We start from the raw sequence: 3,572 nt of genomic DNA, 5'->3' as shown, positions 1-3,572 counted from the left end.
TCTTGATAATGTGCATTGCACATAACCTAAGAAAGATAGCAAGATATATAACCGAATTAGACCATAGCCCAACATTGTGTCCTATAGGGGTATAGATATATGTTTTGTCCCTTAAATCGTGAGAGAACTATGTTATATGTAAAAATCCGAGACTTTTATAATGAACTGATGGACATTCTATGGGAATAATATTGGACTGGAAAAAACATTTTGGGACAGCCTGGGTGTCCCTATTTTCCCCCTATTTTCCCCGATTATTTCGTTTTCCGTAAAGTAGGAGGTTAGCCATGAAGTGGAAAGAGATTGTAAAGAAATTCAAAAATGAATGGGTATTGATAGAGGCAAAGAAGGTTGATAAAGACTTCAAATTGCAGGAGGGGGAAGTAATTACCCACTCAAGGGATAAGTCCGAAATATACGAACAGCTTGCAAAAGTGAAAGGTAAAAGCCTGTATATAGAATACACCGGTGAGATTCCGGGAGACCTTGCCGTGGTGTTGAATTGTGAAGATTTATAAGCTGGAAAAACATGGTCGGCTGCTGATGACAAGGTCTTTTGTAGAGGGAGAAAACGGCAAGGCATACCCAAAACTACTGATAGACACAGGTTCCGCGTATACAATCTTGTCCCAGGAGATGTTGGAGGCCATTGGTTCCAGTCCGGCAACTGCTGCAAAGAGACAGCGAATAATTACAGGAAGCGGATATGAGATAGTTCCGGTTGTCCAAGTTGATAGCTTTAGTTGTTTTGGAAAGACTATGAAAGACTTCAGCGTTCTGGGGCATACGCTGCCGATCGGGGTCTATGTCGACGGGCTTTTAGGAATGGATTTTTTGAGCGGCTTTGAAGTGGAGATAAGGACTAAAAGCGGGGAGATAGTTGTCAGGTAGAGGCTTGTCAGCGATCAGCTTGTTGGTTTTCGAGCTTCTGGCTTGTTGAGCCGGTGCGGAAATTGGGATGTGTCCCTAATAAATCGTGAGACCTTTGCACAACCCCTATATTTAGGGATATAGGGAAAAGATGGAAGATTTGAGGAAAATAGCCAATGGAAGCAGTGGAAGAAACGGAAATGAGGGAGCTGATTGGCGATATAAAAAGGAAGGTTTAAAGAAGATATTCTGGATGGAGAGAAAAGGAGATTTTCAAAGGCAAGCCATTGAAATCACTTGACAAATCACACATAATCCTATTATAATATTCCCTAAAATACACCTTAAAAGGGGGGTAGAAAAATGGGATATAAACAGATAGAAAACAACATGACATTTGCAGAGGTATCATTAGCAAAGGCAATGCAAAATAACCGTAGTTTAAAGATGTTAGAAAGAATAAATACAGTTATAGAGTGGGGTAAGGTTGAAGAACTGCTTTTAAGATATTACCCAGTAGGAAGCAGCAAAGAAGGAGCAGATGCATATCCACCGATGATGCTGTTAAGAGGGATATTATTACAGACATGGTATCATATAGATTCAGACCCTGAATTAGAGAACCAGATAAACGACAGGATATCATTTAAGAAGTTTTTAGGCATATCATTTGACATAGCATCACCAGACCATTCTACATTTTCTAGGTTTAGGGGGAGATTATCCAAGAAAGCCATGCAGAAGATAAACAATGAGGTATTAAGGCAATTCAGCAAGAAGGGTTTGAGCATAAATGAGGGGATAGCAGTAGATGCGAGGCTAATAGAATCAGCAAGCCATCCTATAAGCAAAGAAGAGATAAGAAAAGAGCAAGACAGGAGACAGACACCCGAAGGGAAGATAGATAAAGACGGCAAGATTGTAAAATTTCAAAGGGACATAGAGAGTGACTGGACAATAAAGAACGACAAACCGCACTATGGGTTAAAAGAGCATGCCTCAGTGGATACAGACAATGGATTTATATTAGCAACAGAAATAAGCCCTGCATCGGCAAATGACAGCATATATCTGCCGTATTGTGTCTTAGCGAGTTATCATACAAAGGATAAGATAAAGAAGGTATATGCCGACAAAGGGTATCATGGGAAGCCCAACAGGGAGTTTTTAAATATGAACAATATAGAAGACGGCATAATGAGGAAAGACACAAAGACAGCGAAACTGACAGAAAGCGAAAAAGACAGGAACAAGGAAATATCAAAGAAGAGGTATATAGTGGAGCAGTATTTTGGATTAAGTCATTTACATAACAGGGCATGGAGGGCTAGATTTACGCAACTGATAAAGAATGCGATAGATGCGATGTTTAGGCAGATGGCATACAATATATTTCGTGGGTGGAGGCTCATTGGTGCAGTTTAAAGAGAGGACAAGGGAGTAGTTTATCTGGATAACAAAAAGAGATAAAAAAGCCATAATGAAGGGATAAAATAGCAGATTTAAAACACTTAAAACACAAGGATATGAAGAAAAGCCCTTAATATTTGATTAAAACACGACTGATTTAAAAAAATCAGATAAATTAACAAGGGAATAAACTGAATAGTGAGAAATTCAAAGGTCTCATCGTGCGATTTCTACACAGAAAAGACATTTACCGGTATTTCCCAAAGAGAGGATGAGGAAAAGCAGCCTGTCCCCTTTTAAAGTACTTATGTTGTTTGACAATACCCGAAGTAAAAATAGGAGGTTTTATGCATACTAAAACGGTCTATGAAGAAGAGGTGCTTAGAGACATGCAGGCATTACCTGCATCAGCACAGGGAAAACTGGCCAGGATAATCCATTTCATGAGAAGCGAGATTATAACATCTGAATTTGATGAGAAAAAAATAACTGAAGAACTCCTCTCAGTATGTGGCACCTGGGAAGATGACAGGTCAATTGAAGAGCAGATAAGGGATATTTATTCAAGCAGGAAATCTACCAACAGGGCGGAGAAGATATTTTGAAGTATCTTTTGGACACTAATATATCTATTTATCTTTTGAACGGCAATCAACAATTGATGAAGAAGGTTCAAGAAGTTGGGGCATATTCATTGGCATTGTCGTATAGCGTATTGGCCGAGCTATATTTCGGCGCCTATAATTCAAAAAGAGTTGATGCAAATCTGCACCGCATAGAGGTCTTCAAGAGAAACCTGGCAATATTGTCTGAGAGTGATGAATCTGCAAGACTGTTTGGAAAAATCAAGGCAGACCTCAGAGCAAAGGGTAACATGGTCGATGATTTCGACATTCTGATAGCCTCGGTAGCCGTATCCAACGATTGCATTTTGATCACAAATAATACAATTCATTTTGAGCGGATAGAAGATTTGAAGTTAGAAAACTGGTTAATCTGAATACTTCTGATGGGTTAAAGGGTTGCGTCCCCTTTTTCCAAAGGGAGATATATGATAAGATAGAAAGCTTTCTTGAGAGGAGATGAGACAGAAATAATACGGGGGGAAAAATGTCAAGATTAAAGACGAGACCTTTGTATAACTCCGCAATTTTGTGGGATTTTAGGAAATTGATAAATAAACAGTAGGGAGCAATCAAATCAGAATGAAGACGACATTTAAATCTGGGATAGAAAAAGAGCAGGTTATCAAAGGCAACCCATTGAAATAATTTGACAATTAAAAGTAAATA

Annotated in this window: 6 protein-coding genes; all 6 read left to right on the top strand. The window is 38.9% G+C overall.

Features of this window, described 5'->3' with window-relative positions; genetic code table 11:
* The first annotated feature begins 287 nt into the window (after window positions 1–287).
* Window positions 288–518 (top strand): hypothetical protein, encoded by a 231-nt coding sequence (locus tag HZC45_03205; GenBank protein ID MBI5682165.1) that lies wholly within the window; start codon window positions 288–290, stop codon window positions 516–518.
* Window positions 505–891: a retropepsin-like domain-containing protein gene (locus HZC45_03200; protein MBI5682164.1), complete on the top strand. Its 387-nt coding sequence runs from the start codon at window positions 505–507 to the stop codon at window positions 889–891. Before HZC45_03205 ends, HZC45_03200 begins: the two co-directional genes overlap by 14 nt.
* Before the next feature lie 130 nt (window positions 892–1,021).
* Window positions 1,022–1,171, top strand: a complete 150-nt coding sequence (locus tag HZC45_03195) for a hypothetical protein (GenBank protein ID MBI5682163.1) — start codon at window positions 1,022–1,024, stop codon at window positions 1,169–1,171.
* 62 nt (window positions 1,172–1,233) lie between these two features.
* Complete coding sequence (locus HZC45_03190; GenBank protein MBI5682162.1) at window positions 1,234–2,295, top strand: IS5 family transposase; 1,062 nt, start codon at window positions 1,234–1,236, stop codon at window positions 2,293–2,295.
* Between the two features lie 332 nt (window positions 2,296–2,627).
* On the top strand, window positions 2,628–2,885 hold the full coding sequence (locus HZC45_03185) for a hypothetical protein (GenBank protein MBI5682161.1): 258 nt from the start codon (window positions 2,628–2,630) through the stop codon (window positions 2,883–2,885).
* On the top strand, window positions 2,882–3,280 hold the full coding sequence (locus tag HZC45_03180; protein MBI5682160.1) for a type II toxin-antitoxin system VapC family toxin: 399 nt from the start codon (window positions 2,882–2,884) through the stop codon (window positions 3,278–3,280). Before HZC45_03185 ends, HZC45_03180 begins: the two co-directional genes overlap by 4 nt.
* The last annotated feature ends 292 nt before the right edge of the window (window positions 3,281–3,572 follow it).

The organism is Deltaproteobacteria bacterium (assembly GCA_016223005.1).
Taxonomy (GTDB): domain Bacteria; phylum Desulfobacterota; class GWC2-55-46; order UBA9637; family GWC2-42-11; genus JACRPW01.
The sequence above is the reverse complement of the archived record's forward strand: the minus strand, read 5'-3'. Positions and strand labels throughout refer to the sequence as shown.